At 70.5% G+C, this 16,939-nt stretch carries 13 protein-coding genes; 12 read left to right on the forward strand and 1 reads right to left on the reverse strand.

Annotated features, from left to right (window positions below; translation table 11 throughout):
• The first annotated feature begins 141 nt into the window (after positions 1–141).
• The 6 genes from BLU79_RS49790 (at position 142) to BLU79_RS39810 (ending at position 8,729) form a co-directional block, all read left to right on the forward strand.
• Positions 142–1,236 (forward strand): hypothetical protein, encoded by a 1,095-nt coding sequence (locus BLU79_RS49790; RefSeq protein ID WP_177001351.1) that lies wholly within the window; start codon positions 142–144, stop codon positions 1,234–1,236.
• Positions 1,236–3,434 (forward strand): bifunctional polysaccharide deacetylase/glycosyltransferase family 2 protein, encoded by a 2,199-nt coding sequence (locus BLU79_RS39790; protein ID WP_093910912.1) that lies wholly within the window; start codon positions 1,236–1,238, stop codon positions 3,432–3,434. The genes BLU79_RS49790 and BLU79_RS39790 overlap by 1 nt, the downstream gene beginning before the upstream one ends.
• The gene (locus tag BLU79_RS39795) at positions 3,431–4,642 is read left to right on the forward strand and encodes an acyltransferase family protein (protein WP_093910913.1); all 1,212 of its coding nucleotides are present in this window, start codon (positions 3,431–3,433) and stop codon (positions 4,640–4,642) included. The genes BLU79_RS39790 and BLU79_RS39795 overlap by 4 nt, the downstream gene beginning before the upstream one ends.
• A 137-nt stretch (positions 4,643–4,779) precedes the next feature.
• Complete coding sequence (locus BLU79_RS39800) at positions 4,780–5,784, forward strand: hypothetical protein (RefSeq protein ID WP_093910971.1); 1,005 nt, start codon at positions 4,780–4,782, stop codon at positions 5,782–5,784.
• Between the two features lie 258 nt (positions 5,785–6,042).
• Positions 6,043–7,425, forward strand: a complete 1,383-nt coding sequence (locus BLU79_RS39805) for a nitrate/nitrite transporter (RefSeq protein ID WP_093910914.1) — start codon at positions 6,043–6,045, stop codon at positions 7,423–7,425.
• 152 nt (positions 7,426–7,577) lie between these two features.
• Positions 7,578–8,729 carry a uroporphyrinogen-III synthase gene (locus BLU79_RS39810; RefSeq protein WP_093910915.1) on the forward strand — a complete coding sequence of 384 codons (1,152 nt, stop codon included), beginning with the start codon at positions 7,578–7,580 and terminating at the stop codon, positions 8,727–8,729.
• 85 nt (positions 8,730–8,814) lie between these two features.
• On the opposite strand, the gene BLU79_RS39815 is transcribed toward BLU79_RS39810, so the two are convergent.
• Positions 8,815–9,306 (reverse strand): anthrone oxygenase family protein, encoded by a 492-nt coding sequence (locus BLU79_RS39815; RefSeq protein ID WP_371132028.1) that lies wholly within the window; start codon positions 9,304–9,306, stop codon positions 8,815–8,817.
• Positions 9,307–9,533: 227 nt separating this feature from the next.
• Between BLU79_RS39815 and BLU79_RS39820 the strand changes: the two genes are divergently transcribed.
• From BLU79_RS39820 to BLU79_RS39845, 6 genes are all read left to right on the forward strand, one after another.
• Positions 9,534–10,130, forward strand: a complete 597-nt coding sequence (locus tag BLU79_RS39820; RefSeq protein WP_093910917.1) for a CGNR zinc finger domain-containing protein — start codon at positions 9,534–9,536, stop codon at positions 10,128–10,130.
• Between the two features lie 319 nt (positions 10,131–10,449).
• On the forward strand, positions 10,450–10,971 hold the full coding sequence (locus tag BLU79_RS39825) for a sigma-70 family RNA polymerase sigma factor (RefSeq protein WP_010039908.1): 522 nt from the start codon (positions 10,450–10,452) through the stop codon (positions 10,969–10,971).
• On the forward strand, positions 10,971–11,795 hold the full coding sequence (locus BLU79_RS39830; RefSeq protein ID WP_093910918.1) for an anti-sigma factor family protein: 825 nt from the start codon (positions 10,971–10,973) through the stop codon (positions 11,793–11,795). Before BLU79_RS39825 ends, BLU79_RS39830 begins: the two co-directional genes overlap by 1 nt.
• A 69-nt stretch (positions 11,796–11,864) precedes the next feature.
• Entirely contained in the window at positions 11,865–14,297 is a 2,433-nt protein-coding gene (locus tag BLU79_RS39835; RefSeq protein WP_093910919.1) for a HelD family protein, read from the forward strand.
• A gap of 313 nt (positions 14,298–14,610) precedes the next feature.
• The gene (locus BLU79_RS39840) at positions 14,611–16,035 is read left to right on the forward strand and encodes an NAD-dependent malic enzyme (RefSeq protein WP_093910920.1); all 1,425 of its coding nucleotides are present in this window, start codon (positions 14,611–14,613) and stop codon (positions 16,033–16,035) included.
• 357 nt (positions 16,036–16,392) lie between these two features.
• Positions 16,393–16,674 carry an HU family DNA-binding protein gene (locus BLU79_RS39845; protein WP_004000874.1) on the forward strand — a complete coding sequence of 94 codons (282 nt, stop codon included), beginning with the start codon at positions 16,393–16,395 and terminating at the stop codon, positions 16,672–16,674.
• Positions 16,675–16,939: the final 265 nt, after the last annotated feature.

Genomic DNA, 16,939 nt, shown 5'->3' on the forward strand with positions numbered 1-16,939 from the left:
ACCTCCGCGTGCGCTACATTCTTGGCCTGAGCACGTTTGTGGTAATGGGGGGCGCTCGGCCGGGTGGGGGCTCGGTACGGCGACGGGCGCTCAGTGTCGTGCGCGCACCCAGAACGGTCCCGTGGGGGGATGTGCGTGCGCGTGAAGAAGTGGCGAGAAGACGCCCAACCGGAGTGGCCCGAGGTCGCATCGGGGTCCGGGGGCGGTACTTCCCCGGAGGGCTCGAAGAGTGACGTCCAGGCGACCCAGGCCTTCCCGGTGACCGGGGAGACCGAGGTCCCTGGTCGGGGCCCGCGCTCCCGGTCCGAGACGGGGACGAGAGGGACCGGACAGACCGAGATACTCGACGGCTGGTCGGCCTTCGACCGGCCCTCGGCTTTCAGGAACAACGCCCACCCGCCTGCCGGTGAGACGACGCGTATGCCCGCGGTCCGCGATCCGTGGGCGGAGGCCGAAGAGCCCGAGGAGCCCGCGCGCCCGGACGCGCGGCACGGCACCACCGGCTCAGGCGCCACCCACGACCCGCACGAGGTCACCATCCAACTCGACGGCGTCGGCCTCCAGCTGGACAACATGCTGCGCGCGGCCAAGGACGCCCCGGGTGGCGGCGAGGCCTCCGACGGACCGGTGTTCGTCGACGAGTCGGGCCGCCGCAGCCGCCTCTACCGCCGTATCGGCATGGCCGTGGGCCTCGCCTGCGCGGTCTACGCCGTGGTCATCGTCGCCACCCTGCTGTCCGGCAACTCCGACGCGCCCTGGCTGCCGGTGGAGCCTCCCAAGGAGCAGCCGGCCGGCCAGGTCGACACCCCGCCGCTGCCCGCCGAGTCGGCCCCGCAGCCCTCCGGCACCGGCAGCGTCTCCCCGGGCACCTCCCCGACGGCCGGCACCGACGCGACCCCGTCGCCCGGCGCCGACGCCACCGCGCCCGGCGCGTCCACCAGCGCCGACCCCGGCGCGTCCGCCGACCCGAAGCCGAGCCCCACCAAGACCACCGTCAACCCGGGCACGAACCCCACCCCGGACCCCGAGCCCACCACCCAGCCCACCACCCCCGACCCCGACCCGAGCCCGACGGACGGCGGCGGCCCCACCGAGGAGCCGACCGATCCCGCGACCACCGACGAACCCGCCACCGGGACGGTCGCGAACGGCCCGAACGACCCCAGCCCCATCGCGCAGGAGCCGGACACCTCCGCTCCCGCGCCCGCCGCCCCGTCCCCGGAGTACACCCTCTGATGGCATCCCGCACCCGCCGTCACGGGCCCGCGAAGGGAGCCCCCGACGGCTCCCGGCGCCGCCGCGTGCCCATGCGTCTGCTTCTGCCCTCGCTCGTCCTCGTCGCCCTGATGGCGATGCTGATGCTGCGCGGCTACGTCCACAGCGAGATCCTGGCCGACTACCGCATCCGGCCCGCCGCGGCCAACGACAAGGTGCCGCAGGAGATCCTCAAGGGCGGCCCCGTCATCGACACCCGCGACGGCGACGCGAGCACGCTGCGGGTGCCGGACAACAGCGTCGTCCTCACCTTCGACGACGGCCCCGACCCCGAGTGGACGCCGAAGGTGCTGGACGCCCTGAAGCGGAACGACGCGCACGCGGTCTTCTTCATCACCGGCACGATGGCCTCCCGCTACCCGGACCTCGTCCAGCGCATGGTCGACGAGGGGCACGAGATCGGCCTGCACACCTTCAACCACCCCGACCTCTCCTACCAGTCCAAGAAGCGCATCGACTGGGAGCTGTCCCAGAACCAGCTCGCGCTCGCGGGCGCGGTCGGCATCCGCAGCTCGCTGTTCCGGCCGCCGTACTCGTCCAAGTCCGAGAACATGGACAACAACTCCTGGCCGGTGACCGAGTACATCGGCGGCCGCGGCTACATCACCATCGTCAACGACACCGACAGCGAGGACTGGCGCAAGCCGGGCGTCGACCAGATCATCCGCAACTCCACGCCCAAGAGCGGCCAGGGCGCGATCGTCCTGATGCACGACTCCGGCGGCGACCGGCACCAGACGGTCCAGGCGCTGGACCAGCTCATTCCCCAACTCAAGAGCAAGGGCTACGAGTTCCAGAACCTCACCGAGGCCCTGAGCGCGCCCAGCGCCCACACCGAGGTCACCGGTCTGGAGCTGTGGAAGGGCAAGGCCTGGGTCTTCCTGGTCGACGCCTCCGACAACATCACCGCGATCCTGGTCGTCGGACTCGCCGCCATCGGCTCCCTCGTCATCGGCCGCTTCGGCCTGATGCTGCTGCTCTCCGCCCTCCACGCCCGCCGCACCCGCCGCCGCGACTTCGTCTGGGGCCCGAACGCGCCGGTCACCGAACCGGCGTCGGTGCTGGTCCCGGCGTACAACGAGGCCAAGTGCATCGAAGACACCGTGCGGTCGCTGATGCGCAGCGAGTACCCCATCGAGATCATCGTCATCGACGACGGCTCCAGCGACGGTACGGCCCGGATCGTCGAGGGGCTGGGCCTGCCGAACGTCCGCGTCATCCGCCAGCTCAACGCGGGCAAGCCGGCGGCGCTCAACCGCGGCCTGGCGAACGCCCGTTACGACCTGATCGTGATGATGGACGGCGACACCGTCTTCGAACCGGCCACGGTCCGCGAACTCGTCCAGCCCTTCGCCGACCCGCGCGTCGGCGCGGTCGCGGGCAACGCCAAGGTCGGCAACAAGGACACCCTCATCGGCGCCTGGCAGCACATCGAGTACGTGATGGGCTTCAACCTGGACCGCCGTATGTACGACGTCCTGCAGTGCATGCCGACGATCCCGGGCGCGGTCGGCGCCTTCCGCCGCTCGGCCCTGGAACGGGTCGGCGGCATGAGCGACGACACCCTCGCCGAGGACACCGACATCACCATGGCGATCCACCGCGACGGCTGGCGCGTGGTGTACGCCGAGAAGGCCAGGGCCTGGACCGAGGCGCCCGAGTCCGTCCAGCAGCTGTGGTCGCAGCGCTACCGGTGGTCGTACGGCACCATGCAGGCGATCTGGAAGCACCGCCGCGCCCTGGTGGAACGAGGGCCGTCGGGCCGCTTCGGCAGGGTGGGCCTGCCCCTGGTGTCCCTCTTCATGGTCCTGGCCCCGCTCCTCGCCCCCCTGATCGACGTGTTCCTCATCTACGGCCTGGTCTTCGGGCCCACGGAGAAGACGATCCTGGCCTGGTTCGGCGTCCTCGCCATCCAGGCGGCCTGCGCGGCCTACGCCTTCGTCCTGGACCGCGAGCGCCTCACCCCGCTGATCTCCCTCCCGCTCCAGCAGATCCTCTACCGACAGCTCATGTACGTCGTCCTGCTCCAGTCCTGGATCACGGCCCTCACCGGCGGCCGTCTTCGCTGGCAGAAGCTGCGGCGCAAGGGCGGGGTGTCCGCACCGCCGACCGTGCCGACGCAGCGCCGACAGGTCATGGACGAAAGGCCGGTCCGATGAACCCTCCCACCACCGCACCCACCCTGCCGTCGGACTCGGCGCCGCCTGAGCAGCCCGCCCGGCCGACCCCGGTCCGCGACCGCTACTTCGACCTCCTGCGCGCCCTCGCCCTCTTCCGCGTGGTCCTCTACCACCTGACGGGCTGGGCCTGGCTCCCCCTGGTCTTCCCCTCCATGGGCGTGATGTTCGCCCTCGCCGGCAACCTCATGGCCCGCTCCCTGAAGCGCCCGCCCGTGCAGGTCATCAGGAGCCGCATACGCCGCCTCCTGCCCCCGCTGTGGCTGCTGGGCGTGGTCGGGGTCACCGGCATGGTGATCCAGGGCTGGGGTCCGGACGTCGACGGCCACCCCGGCTGGTGGTGGATCCACCTGGCCTACTGGATCGTCCCGCTCAGCGACCCGCCGTACGCCGAGGGCCTCCCCGGCATCCACGGTTTCCTCGGCGAGAACTGGGCCGTCGACCTCGCGGGACCGCTCTGGTACATCCGCGCCTACCTCTGGTACGTCCTGCTCTCACCGTTCCTGCTGAAGGCGCTGCGCGCGATGCCGCTGGCGACGCTCCTCGCGCCCCTCGCGCTGTCGGCGGCGTTCAACTTCGGCTACATCACCCTCCCCGGCGAGCGCATCCCGTCCGCACTCACGGACTTCAGCACCTTCGGCGCCTGCTGGATCCTCGGCATGGCCCACCAGGAGGGCATCCTGCGCCGGATCCCGCGCTACGTCGTCCCCTCCGTGGCCCCGATCTTCGCCGCGGTCGGCCTCTGGTACGCCCTGAACCACGACTTCGGCGAGGGCAACGACCTCGACAGCATGCCCATGGCCCAGGCCCTCTGGTCCTTCGGCACGGTCATGCTGCTGCTCCACCTCAGCCCCTCCTGGTCCGAGTGGCCGCGCCGCCTGCGCCGCTGGGACCGGGTGATCACCCTGCTCAACTCCCGTGCGGTGACGATCTACCTGTGGCACAACATCTGCATCCTCATCGCCGCGACGATGTGGGACCAGCTGTGGGGCATCGACGTGATGTGGATGCACTTCTCCTGGCTGCTGGAGAGCCCGTGGCCGGTACTGGCCTTCACCTGGGTGCTCATCGGAAGCTGCATCGTGTGGTTCGGGTGGGCGGAGGATCTGGCGGCGAAGAGGCGGCCGCAGGTGTGGCCGGACGGCTCCAAGGGGCGCACCGGCCGCAGGGCACGGCGTTCCCGGTACTGAACCGCCAACAGCCTGTGAACCCCGCCGACCGAGGTTCCGCACGGTCAGACCTCCGTGGAACACTGACGATGTTGCGCAAGTGAACGGGGTGGCCCGAGGGGCCGAGTGGCCCGGTGGTCGGTGGGGAGCAGGCGCTGATGAGCAAGCGGCAAGTGCAGAAGATGCTGCGGTTGATGGCCGGCGGAGAGCCCGTCGAGCTCACCAGCCCCTTGGCCTCCGTGAAGAAGCTCGCCAGGCTGGCCTTCATCGCCCAGCAGTTCGGGTACGAGTACGTGGACGTACGGCAGAGCGCCGGGCGCAACAACGCGCTCGTCATGCTGATCGCGCCCGACCCCAGCCCTCAGGCCCGCGCCCGCGCCGGCCAGAACTGGGCGCAGTACCCGAACGCCAGTGACGGGGTGTCCGTGCCGCCCCTCGTGCCCGACGCCTTCGAGCTCCTCAAGGCCCGCATCAACTTCGATCTCACCGGCAAGAGCGCCGAGAAGCGGATGGGCTACGGCGCCATCGGCCTCACCCTCGGCGCCGGGATCCTCGGCGTGCGGCTGGGCGGGGACGCCGCCGCCTGGATCACGGCGGTCATCGTGTGGGCGCTCTTCATGGCGATCATCGGCATCGGCTTCGCCGTCAACCGCAAGCGCAACGCCAAGTTCGCGGCCCGGCTGCAGGCCGCCGGGTTCGCGCCGATCACCGACGAGACCGGGCGGGTGCGCTATCTGCCGCCCGGCGGGCAGCTGCCGGGGCACGGCAACCCGTTCGCGGCCGGTCCCTACGGCAACCAGGCGCCCGCCCCGGGCACGCCGGGTGGTTACGGGCAGCAGGCTCCCGGGCCGTACGGCCAGCACCCGGCGCCGGGTGCGTACCCCGGTCAGCCCGCGGCGCCGGGCGCCTACCCGGCTCAACCTGCCGCGCCGGGTGCGTATCCCGCGCAGCCCGCCGCCCCCGGCCCGTACGGCAACCAGCCCGGACCCTACGGTCAGCCCCAGGGCAGCCCGTACGGCACGCCCCAGCAGCCGCAGCCGCCCTACGGCCAGCCCCAGCCGCCCTACGGCCAGCCCCAGCCCTACCCCCAGCAGCAGAGCCCCCAGCCGCCTCAGCCGCCCCACCCGCAGCAGAACCCCCACTGGCAGCCCCCGCAGCGCTGACGGGGAGGGGGTTGCTCTTCGCCCCCTATATCCTCAATGTCCATGCACCGGGTGTCCCCCGACGACCCGTCCCCCATCCCGTCCCCATATCTCGTCCTTATATAGGGACGACCAACACAACCTCTCATCCGCCCTCCGCGCCGGGTGAGAGCAAAGTTCCTTTCCGGTCACCCGGTGCCACAGCCCGGAAACGCGCCCTCCCTACCTTCGGGACCAGCCACTCAAGCGCGACCGAGCCCCGAAGACCGTGGAGGCGCCATGACAGCCCCTAGCACAGCCCCCGCCGCGAGCAGGGGAGGCCGCTGGATCGACCACTGGGACCCCGAGAACGAGGCCTTCTGGAACGAGACCGGTGAGAAGGTTGCCCGCCGGAACCTCTTCTTCTCGGTGCTCTCCGAGCACATCGGGTTCTCGATCTGGACCCTGTGGTCCGTGATGGTGCTGTTCATGGGGCCGGAGTACGGGCTCACCCCCGCCGACAAGTTCTTCATCGTGTCGATGGCCACACTGGTCGGCGCCATCGTCCGCGTGCCCTACACCTTCGCCGTCGCCGTCTTCGGTGGCCGGATGTGGACGGTCATCTCGGCGAGTCTGCTGCTGGTGCCGACGGTCGCCGCGTTCGCCGTGATGGAGCCGGGAACGTCGTTCACCACCTTCCTGCTGTGCGCGATGCTGGCCGGCATCGGCGGCGGCAACTTCGCCTCCAGCATGACCAACATCAACGCCTTCTTCCCCCTCCGCAAGAAGGGCTGGGCGCTCGGCCTGAACGCCGGCGGCGGCAACATCGGCGTGCCCGTGGTGCAGCTCATCGGTCTCGCGGTGATCGGCGCCAGCGGGGGCCCGCGGGTGCTGCTCGGGATCTACATCCCGTTCATCGTGATCGCGGCCGTCCTCGCGTGGCTGAAGATGGACAGCATCTCGTCCGTCAAGAACGACACCGGCGCCGCCAAGGACGCCGTCAAGGACGCCCACACGTGGATCATGTCCTTCCTCTACATCGGCACCTTCGGTTCGTTCATCGGCTACAGCTTCGCCTTCGGCCTCGTCCTGCAGACCCAGTTCGGCCGTACGCCGCTCCAGGCCGCCTACGTCACCTTCATCGGCCCGCTGCTCGGCTCCCTGATCCGCCCGCTGGGCGGCGCGCTCGCCGACCGGTTCGGCGGCGCGAAGATCACGCTGTGGAACTACGTCGGCATGGCCGCCGCGACCTCGGTCATCATCGTGGCCTCGATGCAGAAGTCGCTGCCGCTGTTCACCACCGCGTTCATCACCCTGTTCGTGCTGACCGGCCTCGGCAACGGTTCGACGTACAAGATGATCCCCGGCATCTTCCAGGCGAAGGCTGCCGCCAAGGGGCTCACCGGTGAGGAGGCCGCCTCCTACGGCCGCCGCCTGTCCGGTGCCTCCATGGGTCTCATCGGCGCGGTGGGCGCGCTCGGCGGACTCGGCATCAACCTCGCCTTCCGCCAGTCCTTCCTCACCGTGGGCTCCGGCACCGGCGCCTTCGTCGCCTTCCTCGCCTTCTACGGCGTCTGTTTCGCGGTCACCTGGGCCGTATACCTTCGCCGCCCGGCCGCCTCCGAGACCCACGCCACATCGGCGACAGAGGCAAAGCCGCAGCTCAGCTACGCCGAGGTGTGACGTAACACTGCCGACATGAAGCCGAACCGAGCCTGTCACGCACCGTTGACAGGCTCGATCGGCATGCAGGTGTGAACACCCTGGGTGAAGTCAGGAACTCCCACGGTGCGACCGCCTGGCGCACGCACCACATCTCGAGCGGGACGAGAGCTATGTACGACGAACAGCAGCAATCGGAACACGGGCCGCTGGCGGGATTCACCGTGGGCGTGACCGCCGCGCGCCGGGCCGACGAACTCGGGGCCCTGCTCCAGCGGCGCGGCGCGGCCGTCCTGCACGCCCCTGCCCTGCGCATCGTGCCGCTCGCCGACGACAGCGAGCTGCTCGCAGCCACGAAGGAGATCATCCAGCGGACGCCGGACATCGTGGTCGCCACGACCGCGATCGGCTTCCGGGGCTGGATCGAGGCCGCCGACGGGTGGGGACTGGGCGAGGACCTGCTGGAACGGCTGCGCGGCGTCGAGCTGCTCGCCCGCGGCCCCAAGGTCAAGGGCTCGGTCCGGGCCGCCGGGCTGACCGAGGAGTGGTCGCCGTCCAGCGAGTCCATGGCCGAGGTGCTGGACCGGCTGCTGGAGGAGGGCGTCGACGGGCGCCGTATCGCCATCCAGCTGCACGGTGAGCCGCTGCCCGGATTCGTGGAGGCGCTCAGGGCCGCGGGAGCGGAGGTGCTCGGGGTGCCGGTCTACCGGTGGCTGCCGCCGGAGGACATCGGCCCGGTCGACCGCCTGCTGGACGCCACGGTCTCCCGCGGCCTGGACGCCCTGACCTTCACCAGCGCACCCGCCGCCGCGTCCCTGCTGTCCCGTGCCGAGGAACGCGGGCTGCTTCCGGAGCTGCTCGCCGCCCTCCACCACGACGTCGTTCCGGCCTGCGTCGGCCCCGTCACCGCGCTGCCACTGCAGGCCCACGGAGTCGACACGGTCCAGCCCGAACGCTTCCGGCTCGGTCCGCTGGTCCAGCTGCTGTGCCAGGAGCTGCCCGGCCGGGCCCGGTCGCTGCCGATCGCCGGGCACCAGGTGGAGATCCGCGGCCATGCGGTCCTGGTCGACGGGGCGCTACGTCCCGTGCCGCCCGCGGGCATGTCCCTGCTGCGGGCCCTGTCCCGACGGCCGGGGTGGGTGGTGGCCCGGGCGGATCTGCTGCGTGCGCTGCCGGGCGCCGGCCGCGATGAGCACGCGGTGGAGACGGCGATGGCTCGGCTGCGGACGGCTCTGGGGGCGCCGAAGTTGATCCAGACGGTGGTGAAGCGGGGGTATCGGCTGGCGCTGGATCCGGCGGCGGACGCGAAGTACGCGGACGTGTGAGGAGGCACCCGGCGTTGGTGTCGCCCTCGCTGGGGGCTCGCAGCCCCCAGGCGCCCCCGCTTTCGGCCCCGAATGGGCCTCGTCCTCAAGCGCCGGACGGGCTGGAATGCGCTGACGGGCGCCGAGAGCGGCCGTAATCCACCAGCGCCCGCGCCAAGCACCCCACCGCCACCGTCGCCAGCACCGCCCGCAGTGCATTCCAGGCCAGCCACGGACCCTCGAACTCCTCCCGCAGGGCCGCCGGATCACCGGTCCCCTTCAGGCCGTCGTTCAGCGGGATGTTGAAGGCGACGGTGACGAAGAAGGCGAGCGCGTACGCCGTCGCGGCCGCCCACACCCACCCCCGGTACGGCGCCTCGCGCACCTGCCAGGCCGACACCCCCGTCAGCGCCAGCGCCCCGATGAAGCTCAGGAAGAACACCGGGTTCTCGAACGCGTCGTTGATGTCACGCATGACCTCGACGTACACCCGGTCATCGCTGCGCGCCAACCCCGGCATCACCCCGCAGGCGAAGATGTAGAAGGCCCCGGCGATCAGGCCCATGGCTACCGTGGCCGCGCCCAGTACGGTTCCCACAAGTGTGCTGTTCCGTGTCATGTCCTCCAGTCAACGGACCCTCACCGCGTCCGAACATGGCCGTCACGCGCAGCCCCATACGCGGTCGTCCAGCGCCAACCCCGGTACGAGGGGTTCCGGCTCCGCGAGCGGGCAGGCACTGTTAGAGGGAACGGTTCCCCCAGCCCTCCTCACGGCACCTCACCGACCCCTGCTGACCGGGGTGACCCCTAGGCGGTGACAGGCACATGGCACTGGGTTTGGCCACGGACGCGTACGAGCTGCGGTTCGACGCCGGACGGATCTGTCTGGATCTCCTCGCGACCACGCACCCCGAGGAACGGTTCGACTCCGTCGAGGTGTTGTGCGCCTGGATCGCCCGGGCGGGGCTGGTCCCGCCGGACACGCCGCTCGCCCACGCCGACGCCTCCTGGCTGGTCACCTTCCGCGAACTGCGCGGACTTGTCGGGCATTTGGTGCGGGGCGGCCTCAATCCCGAGCCCTGGCCGTCGTACGACCTCGCGCTCGCCCGGGTCAACGACATCGCCCTTGCCGCGCCCCCGGCCCCCCGTGCCGTACGCGGTGAAGACGGCACCCTGGTCCGGGAGTTGGATCATCCGCCCGAGGGCGCCGCCCTGCTCGGCGCCCTCGCGCGCGACGCCCTGGAGCTGCTCACCGATCCGGTCGCGCGGGCCGGGCTGAGGGAGTGCGAGGGGGACAACTGTCCGATCGTTTATCTCGATTCGTCCCGGGGGCGCAGGAGGCGCTGGTGTTCCAGTGAGGTCTGCGGGAACCGCGAAAGGGTCGCCCGGCACCGTCGTCGCGCGGCCCTCGCCCGCGCCTGATGGTCCGTTATGCGCCTTCTGTGAAACGGCAGTCGAAGTGATTTCGATTACATGCCGTTTACCTACGCACCCGTAGGGAAGGTCGGATTCGATCTTGCCGATGTGACGGAAATGTAAAGATCGCACGGTGGGAATGTGCTGCCATGTCCCGCTCGTCACGTCACTCCGCAGAAAACTGTCGCCTCACTTTGAACGCTCAACGGGCCCCTTCCGTACGGGTAGTCGAGCGACCGACTGGGGGAACCCCCGGACATCGGAGGTGGGCGTGCGCAAGGATTCCGTCGTGGCCAATGAACGTGGATCGAGGGCCCGACATCGCATGTCCCAGCCCTCGGAACCAGATGAGGAGCTGATGCGTGCGCTGTACAGAGAGCACGCCGGACCCCTCCTTGCGTATGTCCTTCGACTGGTCGCCGGTGATCGGCAACGAGCAGAGGACGTCGTGCAGGAGACGCTCATCCGTGCCTGGAAGAACGCCGGGCAGCTCAATCGAGCGACCGGATCGGTACGCCCCTGGCTGGTGACGGTCGCGAGGCGCATCGTCATCGACGGCCACCGCAGCCGGCAGGCCCGGCCGCAGGAGGTCGATCCGTCGCCGCTGGAGGTCATCCCCGCGGAGGACGAGATCGACAAGGCGCTGTGGCTGATGACGCTGTCGGACGCACTCGACGACCTGACCCCCGCCCACCGGGAGGTGCTCGTCGAGACGTACTTCAAGGGGCGTACGGTCAATGAGGCGGCCGAGACGCTGGGCATACCCAGTGGCACCGTCCGCTCCAGGGTCTTCTATGCCCTGCGGTCGATGAAGCTGGCTCTGGAGGAGCGGGGGGTGACGGCGTGATGAGTGTTTACGGGGGAAACCAGGGATTCGGGATGGGCGGTTCGGGTATGTCTGGCCCCATGCAGGGACATCCGGTTCCGAGCGAGCACGAGACCGTCGGCGCCTACGCCCTCGGGATTCTCGACGACGCCGAGGCAACCGCTTTCGAAGCGCATCTCGCGACCTGCGAATGGTGCGCCCAGCAGCTGGACGAGCTCGCCGGAATGGAGCCGATGCTGGCCGCGCTCGCGGACCTGCCCGGATCCGGTTCGCCCGCCATCGGCGAGTCCCTGTCGGCGAAGCCCAGCCCACGGCTGGTCAACAAGCTCGTCGACGAGGTCGCCGAGCGCCGCGCCCAGAAGCGCCGGCGCAGCTTCTACATGGTCGCCGCGTCGGCCGCGCTGATCGTCGGCGGACCGTTCGCCGCGATGGCCGCCGGCGGTGGTGACTCCGGAGGCAGCGACCAGCCGCGTGTCCTGTCGAGCTCCGCCAAGGAGATCTTCGACTCCATGGAGACCAAGGTGTCGGGCAAGGACGCCACGACCGGCGTCAGCGCGACCGTCGCCATGGCGGAGAAGGACTGGGGCACCTCGGCCTTCCTCGAACTCAAGGGCGTCAAGGGCCCGCTCAAGTGCTCCCTGATCGCCATCGGCGACAACGGCGAGCGCTGGACCGTCGCCTCCTGGACCGTCGGCAAGTGGGGCTACGGCCTCCCGGACGGCAAGACCGAGCAGTCCAAGCAGCCGCTCTACATCGGCGGCGGCGCCGCGCCGAGCGTCAATGACATCGACAAGTTCGAGGTCGTGACGCAGGACGGCGAGAAGCTCGTCGAGGTCGACGCGTAGTCGCCGTAGCTTTTCCGGGTCCCCTTCGCGTACGGTTGACGGCTGCCCAGCACGTCAGAAGGGGGCCCGGTGGCCGCTCAGGCTCAACAGGAAACCGCGCTCGAAGACTCCCTGCGAGACCGAGAGATCAGCGTCGAACAGGAACACCTGGATCGCGTGTACCAGCGCCTCGAGGAGAAGATCCACGAGGCGGAGTTCCTGATGAACGACGCGGCCAAGCGCGGCCAGGTCGGCACACCCGGCGCGCTCGCCGAGCGGGACGCGCAGGTCTTCCGGGCGGGTGTCCACCTCAACCGGCTCAACAACGAGTTCGAGGACTTCCTCTTCGGCCGTATCGACCTGCTGCTCGGCAGGGACGGCAAGAAGGGGCCGGACGGTGCCTACACCGCGGTCGAACCCGCCGAGGGCGCGGTCCGCGAGGACAACACCGCCGACATCGCCGAGACCCTGCACATCGGCCGGATCGGTGTGCTCGACCAGGACTACGCCCCGCTGGTCATCGACTGGCGGGCCCCGGCCGCGGCGCCCTTCTACCGCTCCACCCCGGTCGATCCGGGGCGGGTCGTACGGCGCCGGGTCATCCGCTCCAAGGGGCGCCGCGTACTCGGCGTCGAGGACGACCTCATGCGCCCCGAGCTCAAGGCGTCCCTCGGCGGGCACGAGCTGCCCGTCATCGGCGACGGCGCCCTCATGGCCGCCCTCGGCCAGGCCCGCAGCCACACCATGCGGGACATCGTGGCGTCCATCCAGGCCGAGCAGGACCTGGTCATCCGCGCCCCCGCCGCCTCCGTGACGTACGTGGAGGGCGGCCCCGGCACCGGCAAGACCGCCGTCGCCCTGCACCGCGCCGCCTACCTGCTCTACCAGGACCGGCGCCGGTACTCCGGCGGCATCCTGATCGTCTCGCCGACCCCGCTGCTGGTGGCGTACACCGAAGGCGTGCTCCCGTCCCTCGGCGAGGAGGGCCAGGTCGCCATCCGCGCGATCGGCTCCCTCGTCGACGGCGCCGAGGCCACGCTGTACGACTCCCCGGCCGTGGCCCGCGCCAAGGGCTCGTACCGCATGCTCAAGGTGCTGCGGAAGGCGGCGCGGGGCGCGCTGGAGGGGGGACCGGGAGGCGGGACCGCTCCCGGCCGGCCCCCCGCCGGTGACGCGGGGGCGAACCGCACCGGGCAGCTCGCCTTCGGCGACGACGACACCGACGCCGACGCACCCGCGCGGACCCCCGCCGGACCGCCCACGCGGCTGCGCGTGGTCGCCTTCGGGCGCCGCCTGGAGCTGGAGGCCGACGCGCTGGAACGTATCCGCCGGACCGCCCTCGGCGGCACGGCCCCCGTGAACCTGCTGCGCCCGCGCGCCCGCAAGCTGCTGCTCGACGCCCTGTGGGCGCAGTCCGGCGGCGCCTCCCGCCACACCGACCCGGAACTGGCCGCCGAGCTGCGCTCCTCCTTCGACGAGGACGTGACCTCGGAGGACAGCTTCCTCGCCTTCCTCGACGCCTGGTGGCCCGAGCTCACCCCGAAGGCCGTCCTGGACGCGATGGCCGACGAGCGCCGCCTCGGCCGCTGGGCCCGCCGGATCCTCAACCCCGGCGAGATCCGCAAGGTGGCCCGCTCGCTCAAGCGGGACGGCCTCTCCGTGCACGACATCGCCATGCTCGACGAGCTCCAGGCGATCCTCGGCACCCCGGCCCGCCCCCGGAAGAAGCGCGAACTGGACCCGCTCGACCAGCTCACCGGCCTTGAGGAGCTGATGCCGGTCCGCGAGGAGTCGCAGCGCGAGCGCGCCGAGCGGCTGGCGGCCGAGCGTGTCGAGTACGCCCATGTCATCGTCGACGAGGCCCAGGACCTCACGCCGATGCAGTGGCGGATGGTGGGGCGCCGGGGCCGGCACGCGACGTGGACGGTCGTCGGCGACCCGGCCCAGTCGTCCTGGTCCGACGTGGACGAGGCGGCCGAGGCCCGCGACGAGGCCCTCGGCAGCCGCCCGCGCCGCCGCTTCCAGCTCACCGTGAACTACCGCAACCCGGCCGAGATCGCCGAGCTCGCGGCGAAGGTACTGGCCCTCGCCATGCCGGGCTCCACGTCACCGTCGGCGGTCCGCTCCACCGGCGTACAGCCCCGTTTCGTGGCAACGAACAATGCACGCAGCACCGTCGCACGAGACTCCCTCGCGCAGACCGTCCGCGAGGAAGCCGCCCGGCTGCTCGACCAGGTCGACGGCACGGTCGGAGTGGTCGTCGCCATGCAGCGGCGCGAGGAGGCGGCCAAATGGCTGGCCGGGCTGGGCGACCGGGTCGTGGCGCTCGGCAGCCTGGAGGCGAAGGGCCTGGAGTACGACGCGACGGTCGTCGTCTCCCCGGCCGAGATCGCGGACGAGTCACCGGCCGGACTGCGCGTGCTGTACGTCGCGCTCACCCGGGCCACCCAGCAGCTCACGGTGGTGTCGGCGGAGCGGGACGAGCCGGACGCGACCGGGGTGCCCGACCTCCTGCGAGATTGATCCGGATGAACTACCGGTACGGGAATGGCCTTACGGGATCGGTTTGTTAGCCTGGGTGTGGCACCGGCTCGATCCAAGCCCCCGGGCCCAACCTTCGTCGCTACGAGCGACCACTTGCCGCGAGGCGAGCATGGCGGGTCGGTGTCATGAACGTTGAAGAGGCCCACGTCACGATGTGACGTGGGCCTCTTTTCATGCGAAGACGTGGCGAACAATACGTTCGCAATCCACGCCCGGCTAACTCCTACTCAGCGGTAGGTGCGACGATCGGACGGCGAACAGCGACACACGGTGAAAGCAGAGGAAGTCGGCCATGGCAACGGCGCCCAGCGTCTCCTACTCGATGACGGTCCGGCTGGAGGTGCCCGCGAGCGGAACCGCGGTCTCCCAGCTCACCGGAGCCGTCGAGTCCCACGGAGGCTCGGTGACCGGCCTCGACGTGACCGCCTCCGGCCACGAGAAGCTCCGCATCGACGTCACCATCGCGGCGACCTCGACCTCGCACGCCGACGAGATCGTCGAGCAGCTGCGCACCATCGAGGGCGTCACGCTCGGCAAGGTCTCCGACCGTACGTTCCTGATGCACCTCGGCGGCAAGATCGAGATGGCGTCCAAGCACCCCATCCGCAACCGTGACGACCTCTCGATGATCTACACGCCGGGTGTGGCCCGCGTCTGCATGGCGATCGCCGAGAACCCCGAGGACGCCCGCCGCCTCACCATCAAGCGCAACTCCGTTGCGGTTGTGACGGACGGCTCGGCGGTGCTGGGCCTCGGCAACATCGGCCCGAAGGCCGCGCTGCCCGTCATGGAGGGCAAGGCGGCCCTCTTCAAGCGGTTCGCCGGCATCGACGCCTGGCCGCTCTGCCTCGACACCCAGGACACCGACGCGATCGTCGAGATCGTCAAGGCGATCGCCCCCGGGTTCGCCGGCATCAACCTCGAGGACATCTCCGCGCCCCGCTGCTTCGAGATCGAGGCGCGGCTGCGCGAGGCCCTCGACATCCCCGTCTTCCACGACGACCAGCACGGCACGGCGATCGTCGTCCTGGCCGCTCTGACCAACGCACTTCGCGTCGCGAGCAAGGCGATCGAGAACATTCGCGTCGTCATGTCCGGCGCCGGCGCGGCCGGTACGGCCATCCTCAAGCTGCTGATCGCCGCGGGTGTGAAGAACGCCGTCGTGGCCGACATCCACGGCGTCGTGCACGCGGGCCGCGAGGACCTGCGTCAGGCCCCGGCCGACTCGCCGCTGCGCTGGATCGCCGACAACACCAACCCCGAGGGCCTGACCGGCACGCTGAAGGAGGCCGTGCGCGGCGCGGACGTCTTCATCGGCGTCTCGGCCCCGAACGTGCTCGACGGCGACGACGTGGCCGCCATGGCCGACGACGCCATCGTGTTCGCGCTCGCGAACCCGGACCCCGAGGTCGACCCCGCAATCGCCCGCCAGACGGCCGCAGTTGTGGCCACGGGCCGTTCCGACTTCCCGAACCAGATCAACAACGTGCTGGTCTTCCCGGGTGTCTTCCGCGGTCTGCTGGACGCGCAGTCCCGCACGGTCAACACCGACATGATGCTCGCGGCCGCGAAGGCGCTGGCGGACGTGGTGACCGAGGACGAGCTGAACCCGAACTACATCATCCCGAGCGTCTTCAACGACAAGGTCGCGGGCGCGGTCGCCGGGGCGGTGCGGGAGGCGGCGAAGTCGGCGTCCGCGGTGACGTCGGCCGAGTAACCACTTGGGATCGGCGCCTCACAGCCCCGAAAGTGTGGGTGGGCTGTGAGGATCGCCACGGCAAGCCCTTGTAACGGCGCGTCGTGGAACCAAGGGCATCTGGCCGCCGTTTATCGTGACGGCCAAGCTTGGGCCCTCTCTTCGTGTGACACCCAAGGGTGTTCTCGCGACTCCTCCGGGCGCCGGATTGGCTTTCCCGCCGCAGGTAGGGGCAGGATGCGTCTCTGGGCGCGAGGGTCTGACGACGGACCCGGGTCCGGGGAGTTCCCAGGGCCCTGGCAGCATCGACATCGCTGTGCCGACAAGCGGCTCCGCCGCGTGGCACGCCTCAAGGCAAATGAACACGGGAGTAACAACATGAACCGCAGTGAGCTGGTGGCCGCGCTGGCCGACCGCGCCGAGGTGACCCGCAAGGACGCCGACGCCGTGCTGGCCGCTTTCGCCGAGGTCGTCGGCGACATCGTCTCCAAGGGCGACGAGAAGGTCACCATCCCCGGCTTCCTGACCTTCGAGCGCACCCACCGTGCCGCTCGCACCGCCCGCAACCCGCAGACCGGCGACCCGATCCAGATCCCGGCCGGCTACAGCGTGAAGGTCTCCGCGGGCAGCAAGCTCAAGGAAGCGGCCAAGGGCAAGTGACCTTGCCGTCTGTACACCACGGGACGGTGTGCGGCTTGTAGTAGAACGCTGATGGGGCGGCCCCGGATTCCGGGTGCCGCCCCATCGTGGTTTCGCTTTCCAGTGGCCGCGAACGCCGGCCGGGCTGGATTTGGCTGGACTTAGCCGAGTGCCTTGCCCGGCAACTCCACCTTCGCGCCCAGCTCCACGAGCTTCTCCATGCTGTGTCTTCCCGGGGGATAACCCCCGGACCCCCAGCCGAAGACCGCGTGTCCCCGGCCGGAGT

This window comes from Streptomyces sp. cf386 (genome assembly GCF_900103585.1).
Lineage (GTDB): Bacteria > Actinomycetota > Actinomycetes > Streptomycetales > Streptomycetaceae > Streptomyces.